At 27.0% G+C, this 14,851-nt stretch carries 15 protein-coding genes; 5 read left to right on the top strand and 10 right to left on the bottom strand.

Features of this window, described 5'->3' with window-relative positions; all coding sequences use genetic code 11:
- Positions 1 to 48 precede the first annotated feature (48 nt).
- Positions 49 to 666 carry a transcriptional repressor LexA gene (lexA, locus tag A9601_RS16020; RefSeq protein ID WP_011818881.1) on the top strand — a complete coding sequence of 206 codons (618 nt, stop codon included), beginning with the start codon at positions 49 to 51 and terminating at the stop codon, positions 664 to 666.
- A 174-nt stretch (positions 667 to 840) separates the two neighbouring features.
- Positions 841 to 2,205, top strand: coding sequence for a TIGR04372 family glycosyltransferase (locus A9601_RS16015; RefSeq protein ID WP_011818880.1), 1,365 nt, complete (start codon positions 841 to 843; stop codon positions 2,203 to 2,205).
- Here the strand turns inward: A9601_RS16015 and A9601_RS16010 are convergent.
- From A9601_RS16010 to A9601_RS15975, 8 genes are read right to left on the bottom strand one after another with little or no spacing between them, the layout of a single operon-like run.
- A complete protein-coding gene (locus A9601_RS16010; RefSeq protein ID WP_011818879.1) occupies positions 2,200 to 3,384 on the bottom strand; it encodes an FAD-dependent oxidoreductase in 1,185 nt (394 codons plus the stop codon). The two genes, A9601_RS16015 and A9601_RS16010, sit on opposite strands and share 6 nt — an antisense overlap.
- Complete coding sequence (locus A9601_RS16005) at positions 3,377 to 4,213, bottom strand: NAD-dependent epimerase/dehydratase family protein (protein WP_011818878.1); 837 nt, start codon at positions 4,211 to 4,213, stop codon at positions 3,377 to 3,379. Before A9601_RS16005 ends, A9601_RS16010 begins: the two co-directional genes overlap by 8 nt.
- Positions 4,214 to 4,230: 17 nt before the next feature.
- Positions 4,231 to 5,202, bottom strand: a complete 972-nt coding sequence (locus A9601_RS16000) for a hypothetical protein (protein ID WP_011818877.1) — start codon at positions 5,200 to 5,202, stop codon at positions 4,231 to 4,233.
- A gap of 2 nt (positions 5,203 to 5,204) precedes the next feature.
- Positions 5,205 to 5,801, bottom strand: coding sequence for a hypothetical protein (locus A9601_RS15995; RefSeq protein ID WP_011818876.1), 597 nt, complete (start codon positions 5,799 to 5,801; stop codon positions 5,205 to 5,207).
- A 2-nt stretch (positions 5,802 to 5,803) separates the two neighbouring features.
- Complete coding sequence (locus tag A9601_RS15990) at positions 5,804 to 6,718, bottom strand: transketolase family protein (protein WP_011818875.1); 915 nt, start codon at positions 6,716 to 6,718, stop codon at positions 5,804 to 5,806.
- Positions 6,715 to 7,569, bottom strand: coding sequence for a transketolase (locus A9601_RS15985; protein WP_041484561.1), 855 nt, complete (start codon positions 7,567 to 7,569; stop codon positions 6,715 to 6,717). The genes A9601_RS15990 and A9601_RS15985 overlap by 4 nt, the downstream gene beginning before the upstream one ends.
- A gap of 40 nt (positions 7,570 to 7,609) precedes the next feature.
- On the bottom strand, positions 7,610 to 8,608 hold the full coding sequence (locus tag A9601_RS15980; RefSeq protein WP_011818873.1) for a GDP-mannose 4,6-dehydratase: 999 nt from the start codon (positions 8,606 to 8,608) through the stop codon (positions 7,610 to 7,612).
- Positions 8,609 to 8,639: 31 nt separating this feature from the next.
- The gene (locus tag A9601_RS15975) at positions 8,640 to 9,707 is read right to left on the bottom strand and encodes a zinc-binding dehydrogenase (RefSeq protein WP_011818872.1); all 1,068 of its coding nucleotides are present in this window, start codon (positions 9,705 to 9,707) and stop codon (positions 8,640 to 8,642) included.
- A gap of 195 nt (positions 9,708 to 9,902) precedes the next feature.
- Between A9601_RS15975 and A9601_RS15970 the strand changes: the two genes are divergently transcribed.
- From A9601_RS15970 to A9601_RS18250, 3 genes are all read left to right on the top strand, one after another.
- Positions 9,903 to 10,766 carry an FkbM family methyltransferase gene (locus tag A9601_RS15970; protein WP_011818871.1) on the top strand — a complete coding sequence of 288 codons (864 nt, stop codon included), beginning with the start codon at positions 9,903 to 9,905 and terminating at the stop codon, positions 10,764 to 10,766.
- Positions 10,767 to 10,911: 145 nt separating this feature from the next.
- Positions 10,912 to 12,672, top strand: a complete 1,761-nt coding sequence (locus tag A9601_RS15965; protein WP_011818870.1) for an ABC transporter ATP-binding protein — start codon at positions 10,912 to 10,914, stop codon at positions 12,670 to 12,672.
- Positions 12,673 to 12,710: 38 nt separating this feature from the next.
- Complete coding sequence (locus A9601_RS18250; RefSeq protein ID WP_011818869.1) at positions 12,711 to 13,694, top strand: beta-1,4-N-acetylglucosaminyltransferase-like protein; 984 nt, start codon at positions 12,711 to 12,713, stop codon at positions 13,692 to 13,694.
- Positions 13,695 to 13,719: 25 nt separating this feature from the next.
- Here A9601_RS18250 and A9601_RS15955 read toward each other — a convergent pair whose 3' ends face one another.
- Both A9601_RS15955 and A9601_RS15950 read right to left on the bottom strand, forming a co-directional pair.
- Positions 13,720 to 14,154 carry an LIC12192 family sporadic carbohydrate cluster protein gene (locus A9601_RS15955; protein WP_011818868.1) on the bottom strand — a complete coding sequence of 145 codons (435 nt, stop codon included), beginning with the start codon at positions 14,152 to 14,154 and terminating at the stop codon, positions 13,720 to 13,722.
- The gene (locus A9601_RS15950) at positions 14,147 to 14,836 is read right to left on the bottom strand and encodes a sporadic carbohydrate cluster 2OG-Fe(II) oxygenase (protein WP_011818867.1); all 690 of its coding nucleotides are present in this window, start codon (positions 14,834 to 14,836) and stop codon (positions 14,147 to 14,149) included. The genes A9601_RS15955 and A9601_RS15950 overlap by 8 nt, the downstream gene beginning before the upstream one ends.
- Positions 14,837 to 14,851 lie beyond the last annotated feature (15 nt).

Below are 14,851 nucleotides of genomic sequence, written 5' to 3'. Positions count from 1 at the left end.
CGAACTAATTAAAAAAAAGGTACAAATGTATTAGAGTACATATGTTTTATGGATGCTTCTTCAGGCGACCAGCTGACCCAAGCTCAGGATGAGCTTTATGAATGGATAAAGGAATATATGAAAAACTTTCAACATAGTCCATCCATCAGACAAATGATGCAAGCTATGGGATTAAAATCTCCTGCTCCAATTCAAAGTCGTTTAAAACATTTGCAAGAAAAGGGCTACATCTCTTGGCAAGAAGGTAAAGCAAGAACAATGCAAATTGTTGATGAAATTATAGAAGGTGTACCAATTATGGGTTCAGTCGCAGCTGGAGGTTTAATTGAAACTTATTCTGATGTTCAAGAGAATTTAGATATTTCTGATGTTTTAAAAAAGAAAAATGTTTTTGCTCTTACAGTTAATGGTGATTCTATGATAGATGCATGTATTGCAGATGGAGATATGGTTTTGATGGAGCCAATTAAAGATTCATACTCTCTTAGAAACGGAATGATTGTTAGTGCATTGGTTCCAGGTTTAGGAACAACTTTAAAATATTTTGTTAAGAGAGGAGGAAAAATATTTCTTGAGGCAGCAAATCCAGCATATGAACCAATTGAGTTGAATTTAGATGAAGTTATTTTTCAAGGAAAATTACTTGCTGTTTGGAGAAAAATATAATTCGTAATTTTTAATATTCTTAAGATAAAAAAATCAGATGCGAACTGAAATAATAATAAGACTTTTAACCTTTTTGATATATTACTTAGGAAGTAATAGAATATTTTATTGTAAAAATTTTAATTAGATAATATTCAATTTCTATTTTGATTTTATCTCAAAGCTTTATTTATTTTGATTGGTAAAAGTTTTCCTAATTTTCGAAATTTAAAAATTTTTGTTTTTAAAAACATTAGAAAATTTTGGAGTAAGGTTGATTATCAATTAGTACCACCCCACGAATTCGTTGAAGAAAGTTCTATTGATAGACTTAGAAAAAAATATTTTGTTGGATTTCTTAAGACAAGAAAATTAGGCAATCTCATACCGATATTTTGGTACTCAGCAACCTTAATTTTTTCTCCAATCTCATTATTAATATATTTGAGTATTAGTCCATTTTTTCCATTAAAAATCGTAAAAATTGATTTATCTCAAATTGGTTCTTTATTATGGCTAGCATCAATTGCAGCTCAAAAAAAAAATAAATTTTGTAATTTCAATTTTGTAGTATGTTTGCCAAGAATTTTTCAATACCAAAATCAACATATTTTTGATTATCTATCAGAAGAAACTTTTCAAAAATTTGTTTTTGTTAAAGATTTTTGTTTGAGATTTTTTTACTCTTCTTTATCTTGGTTCGAATTTTGCTCAATAGATACAAAAGAATTTGAATTTTTTAAAGAGAATCATTTTTCTGAATTTTCTAAAGAGATTTCAAACTCTATCTCATTTGACATAGAAAAAAAATTAGAAGATATTGAGCTTGATAAAGCTAGGTTAAACTTTAAAAGTAAGATAAAAAAAAATGGCTTAGTAACCCTTAATTTAAGGAATTCATCATTTTATAAAGAAGAAAGGAAGTCCCTTAGAAATGTTAGTGGAGTGGATTACTTTGATGTGTGTGTTTATCTATTTCAAAGAGACTATTCCATCGCATTTACCCATTCACCTGGAAGTGAACTTCTTAAAAAGCTAGATGCCTTATCTATAACTTATAGAATTTTTGATTCACGAGATAAGGTTGGTCAATTTGAAAATTTATTGTCTCTAATATCTTGTAAATATTTTATTGGCAGCTCGACGGGTGCAAGTGTTATTCCCTTAATGAGAAATATTCCTGTTTTATTTACTAATTCTCACATTCCATTTTGGATGCCTCTAAAAGCAAATGATGTGGTTATTTGGAAGAAGTATTTTTCATCTTCTGGGGATCAAATTTCCTTTCAGGAATTTGTAAATTTAGGATTAGATATACCTTCTAGATTTTCATCTCTTTTTAAAAAAAAGGAAATAAAACTTGTATCTAATAGTTCAGAAGATCTTTTAATAGCGTTGAAATTATTTCTAGAGTTGCAGGATCCCTCTGTTAATCGTAATCAAATATTGAAAAAATATTCGGCAAAATCAATAAAGGATTATAATTTCTTTCAAAGTTATAGATGGACATTTAATTCGGAAGCTGTATTTTTAAAATCAAATATAAAAATTGATTTATAATTCTGGGAATTGATATTCTTTCCCAGGCACGGTATTATCTTGCCCTCCCTCTTTTAATTCTTCAGAAATAATCATTGTTTGTCGAATGCAATCATCAATATCAATTCCATATAGATATGATCCAGCTCTGCCGATTGAATAAACCCCTTCAGGCATTGCTTCATAATATTTCATTGCTTTTTTTTGTTCTTCTTTAAATGGTACAGGATATTCATATCCTCCATTTAATGCTGGTATTTCCATCCCAACCAAGGTTGTGTTTGATTTATGGTGAGTAAATTTTTTGTATTCAACAAGTCTAGTGAAAGGCTCAGCATTTGCGTAGTAAAGGAAATATACATTCTCGGGAAAAATATATTCTGAAGGGAAAACCATAAGTTTTAGCTCTCTGCCAATGTATTTTAAAGGTCCAAAAATTTCATTTAAAAATATATCTGGTGCAATACTAGAAATGATAAGGTCAAAATAATATTCTTCACCTTCTATAAGTACTTTCTTCTTATTTATATCTACGATTTGACAAGTTGTATTTAAAAGAACTTTTGTATTTTTTGTAGCAAAAGGGAAGTATTTATCATATCCATCTTTAGCATAGGGATATCCAGAAATTGCTGAGTCCCATGCTGCTCTTGGGCCATCTTTTAAAGCAACTCCTTTGGGAGACCAATTGAAGGTATCAATTGATTTGTTATCTTCAACTAACCACATTTTCTTATTATATTTATCAATCATTTTTGAATATAAAGTTTGACCTACACTTGCGATCCAATATTCTTCAAGATTTCTTGCAAATTTTACCCCTTTATATTGCGATTCTTTGATTGATTTAAGTTCTGAGTCGATTATTTCGTAATCGGGCATTTCTCTTACATCTTGCATATTTATTGGATATGCATAGAAAGCGTTATCTCTCTCAACATATGTTAAGAATTCATGTTCAGGACATTTTCTAATTGGAATAATTTTATCTATATAATCAAAAACTTCTTGATAAGGCGTTAAAAAATGACGTGGGCCAAATGTATAAGGATGACCTCCATACCATCTGGTCTTATTACCTGCCCCAAGATAATTTGCTTTTTCTATTAAAGTGACATCCCAGTTCCCTATTAGTTCTAGTTGATGAGCAGCTGAGCAGCCTGCAAACCCGCCACCTATAATTAATGCTTTTTTATTCATAATCTCTTATCTCTTTTATGTAATATTCTAATTCTTCACGTGTTTTTCGTATTGGGAATTTAAATTTATTACATTTTGCATTATCTATAATAAAAGGTTGATGATTTAAAGGTTCTTCAATCCACTTGATAGAAGATAAAGATTTTGTTTTTTGTTTGACAAAATCTACTAATTCTTCTAGAAGCAAAGATTGATTTGATGCGATTAAAAAAGCCCCAGATTCTATATTATTTTGTAGGACATGATTTATACACCTGTAAATTGAATAATCAGATGTAATGTTATTAAACTTTGATTTAGGTGAATGTATTTCTATGGGAATATTTTTTTTTAATTTATGAATTAATGTTGAAATAAAATTTCCTGAAGCTTGGAATGATCCCTTCCCAATTATTCCTGGAGCTCTAAAATGATAAACTCTCATAAATGCTTTGAGATTACTATCGATAATTTCTTCTGATAATAATTTTGAATATCCATAATTATCTTTTGCATCCAATGGACTATCTTCTGTAAGCTGACTTGTATTGGGTTTCCCATAGACACTTACTGAAGATATATTTATGAAATACTTTACTTTGCATTTCAAAGCTATATTGCATAATTTTGATGTATTAACAATGTTTGACTCTAGGATTAATTTATTATCACAGTTCTTTGGAGTTGCAGAAGCCGTATTTATAATTAAATCAAATTCTTCATTACCTTTTAGAATTTCATAATAGGACTTTTGCCTATTATAAAAATGTAATAAGTATGGTTTTTTAATATAAAAATCTTTTAAATTACCACCTAAGAAACCATTTGATCCTGTTAATAAAACTTTCATTTTAAAATAATTTCAGGTTAAAAATCTTTAATAATTTGAATAATTTCTTCACTGTTTTTAAGATAATCAAACGCTTTCATTAAAATTTTAAAACTATCTTCAGATCCTTGTTTATCTTCTTTTAAATAACCATTTAAAATTATAAGAAACCATTTTAATCTATAGATAGGTAAGATTATCCTAAATCTATCAATTGCATTTTTGAATATTTTAAGAGTTGAAATTTTTTCTAACACTATATTGAAATCATCTTTGTTAATAATCTGATCAGGATTAATCAATAGGTCGCAAATTGTTTTTGCGGGATCATCTAAACCAGCATATTCATAATCAAATGTATAAATCTTTTGATTATTTATAAATGAATTGTGTACTCCTATATCTGATTGAGAAAAAATTATTTCTGAAATTTTAATTTTATTAAAGTAATTATCATTTAATCTTAGTTGTTCTTCATATGAATTCAGCCATGGGAAAATTTCATGTGATATAAATTTACAAGCTTCTTTTGTTTGAGCTTGTGAAGTTAGTTTTTCTAAAATAAAATTTGCTTTTTTTTTAACTATTCCTAGATGTTCAAATATACTAAAACCAGCTTCAGAAGCATTCATCATTTTATTCTTATCAATAGGAAGAATATAATTTTGCTGATTTTCTATATATTTTGCTAGATCAAACTTAAATTTATTATTTGGGATTGGTTTATTTGCTTTCAGTTCTTCAATAATCAAATACTTGTAAAAATTATTAAAGTAAAATAATTTAGGACAGAATTCGAAATGGTTTTTATTTAAAATATAAAGACTTTCTTTTTCTCTATGGTATCTAATTTTATCTTCTGATTTATAAAGTTTAAGAATGGAAATTTTATTTTTATATTTTATTTTATAAAGCCTTCCATTTAAAGATTTATGAATTTCCTTGATAAGGGTTATTTTTTCTCCTGTATCTTCTAAATGTTTTTTGATAATTAAATCGATATTAGACATAGTTACTTAAAACAATCATAAATATATGTCCAATTAGAAATTTTATCTAAATTGTAATTTTCATATTTGTTAAAAGGATCATACAAGATTCCTTTAATTCGCGAAGGCAATTTTTCGATAATAAGAGGTAAATCATCAAAGTAATAGTCACATTTTAGAGAATTAATTCTTGCGATTTTTTCTTCTATTGTGGCCTCAAAAAAAATATTATTTTTTGGGAAAATTTTTCTTTTATTAATCTTTAAGAATTCTTCGATCCACTTTTCAGCAGCTTCCCTTAGGTTTATTCTTTCTCCAATATAAGGATATTTTGTTTTATGACTTACTATAAAGAGATCTTCATTTTTTGCAAACTTTAATAATTCACTTAAACCAGTTAATAAATGTTTTGTAGGCTTTGACTTATAAATTTCTCTACCATAAACTAAGCCTTGTATTTCGGTAAAAGCATCCTCTTTATTATTTTTTTTCAAATATTCCTTTACACTATTTTTATCTTTACTAATTGATGGCGGGATTAAACCCTTGCTAAGGGCTATTTCATAAAAAACTCCATAATAGTTTATTAAGGTGTTATCAAAATCAAATCCTACTCTCATTATTAAAATATTATTTCTTGCAAGATTGAATTAGAGTCAAGTCCAATTTCTTTTCTTATATATTTTTGATTCCCAAGATTATGAATAAATTTATCTGGAGCTGCCATTCTTTTAATCTCAGGAGTCTTAATTTTATTATCTATTTTCCACTCAATTATTGAACTTCCCAAACCTCCTATTATTGAGTGTTCTTCAAGAATTATCCATTTCTTAAATTTTCTTTTGTTAATTTGATTTAAAAAATTTGTATCTAATGGCTTGACTGAACCCATACTTACTACAGATACCTTTTCTCTATCAATATTTTTGTTATTAGCAGCCTCTAAAGCTTCATTTAAAATTGGGCCAATTCCAAGAATAATTATGTCATTCCCATCCTTAAGTATATTCGCTTTCCCTATCTCAATCTTGCTAGATTCTTTAGTAAGAATTGGTTCCCCTTTTTTTCCTATTCTCATATATGTTGGGAATTCACTTTGAAGAGATTGATGTAAAAATGCTTTTAATTCGCTACTGTCGCATGGAGCAAGAACTCTTATATCAGGAATAGATCTAATAACTGAGACATCATCTAAGGAATGATGAGTTGCCCCTAATTCTGCATATGATAGCCCAGAACCAGTTCCGATAATTATTACTGGAACTTTGTGATAAGCGGCACCTATTTTTATTTGTTCTAAGCATCTAATAGTGGTAAATGGGGTGATTGTATAAATTATTGGTCTCAAACCGCAAAGTGCCATACCAGAGGCAACACTCATCATATTACTTTCAGCGATTCCACAATTAAAAAATCTTGAATTTGCAATTAATTTAAAGTCATCAAACATTCTATTGCCTATATCCCCAGAAAGTAAAACTACATCTTTCCTCATTTCAGCGATGTTTGTTATTTCTTTTGCGAATGCAGTTCTCATTTGATATTGTCTAATTCTTGAAGAGCATTTTCTAATTCTGTATTGTTTGGAACTCTATAATGCCAATTATTATCATCTTCCATAAAACTTACTCCTTTTCCTTTTATAGTATTTGCAATTATTGCTTTTGGCTTTGATTTAATCTTTCTAGCTTCTATAAAAGCATCATTTATTTGAGAAAAATCATGGCCATCAATTTCTTGTGTATGCCATCCAAACGAAGACCATTTTTCTCTTAATGGATCTAAAGCTAAAATATCTTTACTTCTTCCAGTCGCTTGCCATTTATTAAAATCAATTATTACTATTAAGTTTTCAACTTTTTGACTTGCAGCCATCATTGCAGCTTCCCAAATACTTCCTTCATTGCATTCCCCATCACTGAGCATTGCATAACATCTGAAATTAAGTTTTAGAATCCTTGACGCTAATGCCATTCCTAAAGCCATAGGCAAACCATGCCCAAGTGATCCTGTAGCAGCTTCAATCCCAGGAACAAGACCAGGTTTAGGAGGATGTTCATGAAATAAACTTCCAGCCTTGCCAAAGTTATTAAGATCAGTAACTGGGAAAAAATTCTTTTCTGCTAAAACTTGAAATATCGCTGGAGCTCCATGTCCTTTGCTAAGAACAAATCTATCTCGATTTATATGTTTTGGGTCAGAGGGATTTATAAATAATTCACTCCAATATAAATAGGTTAATAAATCAATGCAAGATAAGCAAGAACCTAAATGTGGAATTTTTGCTCTATGAGAGGTAGTAATTATTTTTTTCCTTAATTTGGTAGCAATTTTTTGTAATTCTTTTTCATTATATTTTTCTTTAAATGATTTTTTTAAATTTTTCATTAATCTATGCATATATTTTTTAAATCTTTTTTTTTTTTCCTCAAGACTTGTGAGAATAATTCCAAGAAATATTTTTCAAAACTTCTAGGTTTTCTTGAATCCATTCCATGGTTATTTTTAATCCTGAATCTAAGTCTACCTTATCCTCCCAATTGAAGGCATCTCTTATTTTTGAACTTTCAAGTAAATAATTTTGATCTTTGCCAAGACGATCTTGCGTATTATTTACAAGAGAATTAGGATTTTTACCTGCAATATCGAAAATTTTTTCTACTAAATTTTTAATACTAATCTTTTTCTTTGTTGATAAATGCCATGATGTTCCAGGCTCAGCATTTAATGCTAACTTAAGTGTCGCTTCTGTTACATCTTTAATAAATATAAAAGATCTTTCCGATAAACCTCCTCCATGAAGATTCATTTTTTTATGACATTTAGCACTTAATATTGTTCTTGGAATGATTCTATAAAGTTGTTGGCCTGGACCATATACATTTGCCGCACGAGTAAAAATAACTGGAAAGCTATATGCCTTAAAAAAACTCATTAAATGTAAATCACATGCAGCCCGACTAACTGCATAAGGCGTACTTGGAGAAAAATTAAAGTTTTCCTTTATCCATCCACTTCCTGTATCTCCATAAACCTCTGGAGTTGTAACGTGGACATATTTTTTAAGAAACTTTAATTTACGTAATTCATCATGCAATGCAACTTGCGAAATCACATTAGTTTTATACCAATCAATAGGATTGTCCCAGCTTTCGGCAACCATACCTTGAGAAGCAAAATTTACAATATGAGTAGGTTCAAATTCTTCGATAAGTTTAAGAAGTTCATTTAGATCTTCATTTAAATTTATTTTATTAAATTGAAAATTATTTAAATATTTTTTATTCCACTTATAAGGTAAGAAAACGTCTTTAGGTTCTAAAGATCTACTTACTCCTAATACTTTTATATCTAAATCTATTAAATCAGAAACAAAATGTGATCCACTAAAACTATTACTACCTATAACTAGAAATTTTTCATTCACAATATCATTTTATTTGGCTTTATTTATTATCTCATTTTTTATGAGACAATTCAATAATTATTCTTCCTGCAGTATCTCCACTTTTTATTGAATCTATTGCTTTATTTATATTTTCAAGATCAAATCTTTGTGTAATTATTTTTTTTGGATCAACTTTATTTTTTATGAAATGATTAATATACCTTGGGATGTCAGAATCAGGATTAGATTCTCCACCATGAGAACCAACTATGGTTTTACCAAAGTGTAAAGGTAGAGAAAATATATTTATATTATTTCCAATTTTTGGAACCCCAACTAAAACAATTATTCCAAACTTATCTACTAATGAATAACCAAGTTCAATAATTGATGGGATACCTGTATTATCAATAAATACATTAAGAGGTTTATTTTTTAAAATCGAATTAATTTTATTCTCAACATCTCCTGACTTTCCATTGATAATATGAGTTGCGCCGATCTCTCTCGCTAGATTCAATCTATTATCAAAAATATCAACAGCAATTATTGGCCATGCTGAAACGGCTTTTGCAGCCTCGATCACACTTAAACCAATTCCTCCAGCCCCATAAATAACGATTGATTCACCAATTTTTAATTTTGCATTATTTTCTACAACACCAAAACCAGTAGTAACTGCACACCCAAGTAGCGAACCAATTTCTGGGTCTAAATCTTTATTTATTGAAGTGCATCTATTTTCACTGATTATCCCATATTCATTAAAAGTTGTTACCCAACCAGCATTTAAGTCTCTTCCTTGGAATTTATATTTTGGAGGATCAGATTGGATGCCTGATCCAGGTCTCCAATGCATCACAACCTTATCATTTACTTTTACAGTTTTAACTCCAGGTCCTATAGCTTTAACTATTCCGCAGCCTTCATGACCCAGTAAATGTGGAATATATTTATCTTCCCCCTTTGCCCCTGAAATCTCTCCAAGTTGAGAACCGCAAATCCCACTTACTAAAACTTTCACAAGTACCTGTCCGTAATCTAATTGTTTAGGAAATTGAATATCATCTACAATTAGAGGGGAATTCTGCTTAACTAGAATTGCTGCCTTTGCATTTTTTATGTCTAAGAAAGTCATATATCAAAATTCAAAATTTATGGTAAGTTTTTAAAATAATAACTTTGAAAGATTCAATTTTAATTTATTATATTTTATTAATGCTTATAAATTACTTTTTTTATTTTTAAGGTAATCTAAGAAAATATTTTTTTATTTAAATTAAAAAGGTTTTTCCTAACTCATATTAAGTTTCAAAGATTAAAAAAGAGATTAATGAAGAATTTCAAAAATTTTAAATTGAAGAGATTTATCTATAAATTAGTAATAAATTTAGTTCTCTCAAATGAAAAAATTAAAAAAAGGGTTCTTGCTATATCTTCTAAAGTATATGCTGATATAGAAAATTTTAATTATGATCCTGAATCAAATGGAGAATATTGGTTATTAAAAAATTTATCAACTAATTACAGTGAAACAATATTGGATATAGGAGCAAATATAGGAGAATATTCGCTCAAATGCTATAAATATTTTCCGAAATCAAAAATCTATGCAATTGAGGCTTCACCAAAAACTTACAAAAAATTAATAAAAAATACATCAAATGTTTTAAATATTTTCACTATTAATAAAGCCTTATCAGATTCTTCCGAAAAAAAATATTTTTACGAAAGAAGTGATTTTTCTGGTAGAAATACATTTGAGGGCAAAAATACAGGATTAACATATAAAAATAAAATAATTATTGAACTTATAAAAGGGGATTATTTTCTTTCAGAAGAGGGAATTGAAGAGAATATAAAAATAATGAAAGTTGATGTTGAAGGCTATGAACTGAAAGTTTTAAAGGGATTTGAAAACTCTTTGAAAAATTTTAAAATTGATATCATTCAGTTTGAAAGATCAACTGCTGCTTGTACACCAAGTATTTTTGAATTTTATGATTTTTTAAGTCCCTATGGATATTACATTGGAAAACTATATCCAAAATATATAGAAATATATAAAAACTATAAATATACTTTAGAAGAATATATTGGATGTAATTGGATAGCTGTAAATAAAAATTCTGAAAGCTTTAAATCTCTTAATCAAAAAATTAAATTTATAGATGAACCGCCAAGACGAATTGGCTAATTATGCCTAAATCAAATATCTGTTATTTATAAAAAGTGTTATATTTTATTTATGGTTTTTGTATTTAAACTAAGTGTTTATTAAGTTTATTAATATGAATTTAGATCTTTTTAAAAAGGTAGTATTGAGATTTATTTGTAATTAAATGAAGATTCATAAGACCATAAAAGATAATATTATATTAATTAAAAAAACTTTATCTATTTTAAGTAAAAGGAGGAAGATTGAATTATTACTTCTTTTATTAATAGCTCCCATAACAAGTTTTTTTGATTCTCTTTCTTTATTAATTATCGGACCATTTTTAAGTGTAATTTCAGGGAGTGATAATATAAACATATTATTGTTAAATAAATTTGTTTATAAATTAATTGATTTATTTGGATTTTCTTCTTTAATTACAATATCTATTTTATTTATTCTTTCAGTAGTAGTTGCAAATATTTTTAGAATTGTTCAACTATATACGAGCAATATATTCTCAGCTTCTATTGAAAGTGAAATTAGTACAAAAACATTTGGAAGTATCATAACTAATGATTATCAAAATTTTATAAGGGATTCATCTTCTTTCAATTTAACTATCTTAGTGAACCAAATTTCATCATATGGTAATTACATAAAATCAAGTATTCAGTTGATTACTTCTTCTTTGATATCTCTTGTTATTTTTGGGACTCTGTTTTTTATTGATTCAAAAGTTTTTATTATAAGCTTTATTACTTTTTTTATTGTATACGTAGGTATTACTTTTAGATATCAAAATCTTATAAAGAATTTTACATTAAGAGAAATAAGACTTAGAGAGAAACAAATTAAGATTACGCAGGAATCATTATCATCAATCAAAGATATTATTCTTGGTAATAATTATTCTACCTATATAAATAACTATAAAAAAAATGATTTCCCAATGCGAAGAATCTCTTCATATTTGGCTTATCTCATATTAGCTCCAAAATATTTTATTGAAGTTATTGCTTTCTCTTTTATAGGATTTATTGCTTTATTTTCAAATAATACAGATTCTTTAAATCAATCATCCTTAGTAGCTATTGGTACTTTAGGACTAGGAGCTCAGAGATTTTTGCCTCTACTTCAACAAATTTTTAGTAGTTGGATAAACCTAAATGCTTCAAGAATTCCTTCATTAGAAGTTTTAGAAGTTATAAGAAAAGAAAAAAATAGGAACAAATACTTTAAAATAGTAAAACCATTAGATTTTAAAAAATATGTAGAATTTAGAAATGTAAATTATTCATATCCTAATCAGAAAAACAAAATAATAAATAATCTGAGTTTAAAAATATCTGTTGGAGATATAATCGGTATAGTAGGAGAAACTGGTGCTGGAAAGACTACTTTTATAGATTTATTAATTGGGCTCCTAAGACCAATGGAGGGTGGAATATTTGTAGATGATAAATTAATTTCAAATGGAAGATTGTTAAATTCATGGAGGCAATCAATAAGTCATGTTCCACAGCAAACGTTTTTAATTGATGATTCCATAGCAGCAAATATTGCTTTTGGAGTTAAAAAAAAAGATAGAGATTCAAGAAGACTTATTAAAGTAGCGAAGTTAGCCCAGATATATGATTTTATTTCCGAGTTACCTCAGAAATTTGAAACTAATGTAGGAGAAAGAGGAGTTAATTTAAGCGGAGGTCAATCTCAAAGAATTTCTATTGCAAGAGCACTTTATGAAAATAAAAATTTGTTAGTACTAGATGAGTCAACAAACTCACTTGATTTAAACACTGAAATTAGGATATTAAAAGAGTTAATAAAATTTAAAAAAAATATTACAATATTGATAATTACTCATCGTTTAGAAAATCTAAAATTATGTAATAGGATTTTAAAATTAGAAAAAGGTAGAATTCTCTCTGATGAGAAATTATAAATTGGTCTATTTGAAAAAAGTTAATTAGGACTATTATTATGAAAATTTATGATTGTTTTTGTTTCTCAGGAGAAGTTAATTTATTAAACCTAAGATTAAAATTATATGAAAAAATTGTAGATTATTTTGTAATAGTTGAATCTAGTGTTGATTTTAGAGGTAAGAAAAAAAGTACTATCATAGACAGTAACTTTTTAAAAAAAAATCCCAAAATAATATATGTTTACTTATCAGAAAAAGATTTTATTCTGGATGATGCTTGGCATAGAGAAATCGTTTCAAGAAATGCAATAAGGAGGGGATTAGATAATGCAAAAGATGATGATCTGATTATTATCTCAGATATTGATGAGATAATATCTCCTTCTAAGTTCCCTAATATTGCTAATTCAATAAGAGTATATGAAATGTATTGGCATAGATTTTTCCCTCAATATATTAATTTCATTTCGACATGGAAACATGCATCATCTTTCCCTTTTAAATATTTAAAAATTTATGAGCCATTTGATATGAAATTAGTTAGAAAAAATTACTATAGAAAGAAGGTTATACCTATCGATAAGTATGAGGAAATTCCAGAAGCGGGCTCACATCTAAGCTACTTTCCTAGAGAATTCCAAAGTAAAGAAAATAAAGAGATCTATAATATAATTTATAAATCTATAAAGAACAAAATAAATTCTTTCCCAAAAGATCATTTAAAAAATAAATATGCGACCTTTGACACAAATGAAAAAGAATTCAAATTATTATTCTATTTCGGTATTGATATTCTTGGAGTAAAAAATATTTGGGGAAATACAAGGAATCCTTTTGACCATTTTTCAGCTGAAGAAAGAATTGTCATTAATGAATTTTTTAAATTTTTTCCAATAAAAACTCTTTTTAATGTAAAAAATTCAAAATCAATTCTTAGGTTTTCAAACTTCATTTCTAATTTTCTTTGGAGAATTATATTATTTTTTATAAGTTTATATTTTAAATTTATAAGATTTATAATTAGTTTAATTAATTTATAGATAGATTAAATCTATAGGAGTCCTTTTATTTTTTCATATTTTTATTACGCAAGGTTTTTAGGTTTTTATATGACATAGCATACTTTTTATTTCTAATAACTTTTTCTATAGTCAAAATTAATTTATTAATATCCATTGATTCATCGCTATAAGTAAAGTGAAACAAAGGACATGCAGAATTATCTTTTTTAAAAAATTCTCTCCAAATTTTTAATATTTTTAGACATTCTTTATTTGCTATCAATATTTCACTAAAAATTATAAATTCAGAAAATCCATTTTTTAAAAGTAAATTTAATGTATTATATTTTTTTGAAAAAAGTAATTCTGATTTTGGCAAAGAAAATATTAAATTTTTTCTTTTTGAATAGTCTCTTGCATATGAAACTTGAACTCTTATAGGTAATTGCCAATTATTTACTTTGAAAGGGATAACATAAACGCAAGATTTTCTATTCATTTTCTTTATCTAATATTTCAAAAGCTCTAATTGTTGATTCTGAAAAACATAAGTCTTCATAATAAACTCCAAATTGTCTATCAGGAGCAAAATTTGATAAATCTGGAGAAAACCAGTTTTTAACCCTAACGTTAATTGATACTCTAGTTTTATCAGTTTTATTTACGATATTTCCATGTTCAGTATTAGGATCAAAAACTAAAAATTCTCCATAATTTATATTAATTGGTTTATAGTTTGATTCTTTATCAAGCATAAAAATAGAATTGCTATCATATGAATTAGTAACTGGAATCCAGACAACTCTCTGAAATGGAGAATCTCCAGTTCTATAATCTACATGTTTTTCTAATATGGAATTTACTTCTCCGGGCATTTGAATAGAAAGATTTAAGTTTTTTTGAATAGCTAAATCAAGTCCTAATATCTCATAAATTTCAGGACTAATTAGATCTAGAATTTTTTTCTTCCATTCACTAATTTTGTTTATAGATTTAAAAGCCTTTATTCTTAATTCATTTATTTTTTCTGATTCAACCTGTAAATGCAATTCTTCTAATTTTTTAATATTAAGACAATTGGAAATATCATTTCTTAATTCTTTAATAAATTTGTTGTCGTTTTTTTTAAATATATATCTATCAAAACTACCTTCAAAACTTGGCTCTGATATATATGACATTTTTTTAAATTCAGT

Source organism: Prochlorococcus marinus str. AS9601 (genome assembly GCF_000015645.1).
GTDB lineage: Bacteria > Cyanobacteriota > Cyanobacteriia > PCC-6307 > Cyanobiaceae > Prochlorococcus_A > Prochlorococcus_A marinus_O.
This window is presented reverse-complemented; position numbering and strand designations above follow the sequence as displayed.

Excerpts from the sequence above, each read along its gene's own strand:
- A9601_RS15975 (WP_011818872.1), bottom strand. The coding sequence starts at position 9,707 with ATGACTTTCTTAGACATAAAAAATGCAAAGGCAGCAATTCTAGTTAAG.
- A9601_RS15950 (WP_011818867.1), bottom strand. The coding sequence starts at position 14,836 with ATGTCATATATATCAGAGCCAAGTTTTGAAGGTAGTTTTGATAGATAT.
- A9601_RS18250 (WP_011818869.1), top strand. The coding sequence starts at position 12,711 with ATGAAAATTTATGATTGTTTTTGTTTCTCAGGAGAAGTTAATTTATTA.
- A9601_RS16010 (WP_011818879.1), bottom strand. The coding sequence starts at position 3,384 with ATGAATAAAAAAGCATTAATTATAGGTGGCGGGTTTGCAGGCTGCTCA.
- A9601_RS15995 (WP_011818876.1), bottom strand. The coding sequence starts at position 5,801 with ATGAGAGTAGGATTTGATTTTGATAACACCTTAATAAACTATTATGGA.
- A9601_RS15985 (WP_041484561.1), bottom strand. The coding sequence starts at position 7,569 with ATGAAAAATTTAAAAAAATCATTTAAAGAAAAATATAATGAAAAAGAA.
- A9601_RS16000 (WP_011818877.1), bottom strand. The coding sequence starts at position 5,202 with ATGTCTAATATCGATTTAATTATCAAAAAACATTTAGAAGATACAGGA.
- A9601_RS16005 (WP_011818878.1), bottom strand. The coding sequence starts at position 4,213 with ATGAAAGTTTTATTAACAGGATCAAATGGTTTCTTAGGTGGTAATTTA.
- A9601_RS15970 (WP_011818871.1), top strand. The coding sequence starts at position 9,903 with ATGAAGAATTTCAAAAATTTTAAATTGAAGAGATTTATCTATAAATTA.
- A9601_RS15990 (WP_011818875.1), bottom strand. The coding sequence starts at position 6,718 with ATGAGAACTGCATTCGCAAAAGAAATAACAAACATCGCTGAAATGAGG.
- lexA (WP_011818881.1), top strand. The coding sequence starts at position 49 with ATGGATGCTTCTTCAGGCGACCAGCTGACCCAAGCTCAGGATGAGCTT.
- A9601_RS15955 (WP_011818868.1), bottom strand. The coding sequence starts at position 14,154 with ATGAATAGAAAATCTTGCGTTTATGTTATCCCTTTCAAAGTAAATAAT.
- A9601_RS15965 (WP_011818870.1), top strand. The coding sequence starts at position 10,912 with ATGAAGATTCATAAGACCATAAAAGATAATATTATATTAATTAAAAAA.